This is a genomic window from Streptomyces sp. NRRL S-495, assembly GCF_000966955.1.
In the GTDB taxonomy this organism is placed as follows: Bacteria; Actinomycetota; Actinomycetes; order Streptomycetales; family Streptomycetaceae; genus Kitasatospora; species Kitasatospora purpeofusca.
This window is the reverse complement of record NZ_JZWY01000958.1, coordinates 1-434: the sequence shown is the minus strand read 5'-3', so window position 1 is coordinate 434 and position 434 is coordinate 1. Positions and strand designations below refer to the sequence as shown.

Annotated in this window: 1 riboswitch. The window is 77.2% G+C overall.

Annotation, left to right across the window (positions count from 1 at the left end):
* Positions 1–253 precede the first annotated feature (253 nt).
* Positions 254–434, top strand: a riboswitch (cobalamin riboswitch). This riboswitch is flagged as partial in the annotation.

Here is a 434-nt window from a genome sequence, read left to right as displayed (position 1 = left end):
GCTGGGGTCGCATGGGTCCCGACGCTAGGCGCGGCGCCGGGTGGTGCCCCAGCCGACGAACGCACGAAGCGGGGCGGGCGCGCCGCCCGGCGGCGGTGGAGGATCGCACAGCGGGGCGCGGTCCGGCGGCGGGCGGCCTCGGAGGTAGCGACGGGGAACGGCGCGGGCGGGGACGGGGCGGGGACGGGGCGCGGGGCGGCCGCCGGGAGGGCCCCGGCGTGTGACCAACCCCTCCGCGACCTCGGTTGACTCCCCCTTCGGGCCCGTGATGGGATCCTTCAGCCATTACGGAGGCAAGCAGAGGAAGCCGGTGCGAGTCCGGCGCGGTCCCGCCACTGTCACCGGGGAGCACGACCGGAGTTCAGCCACGGAGGGCCGTTTGCGGCCGCCGGAAGGCCCGGGAGCGCGTTCGACCCGGGAGCCAGGAGACTCTC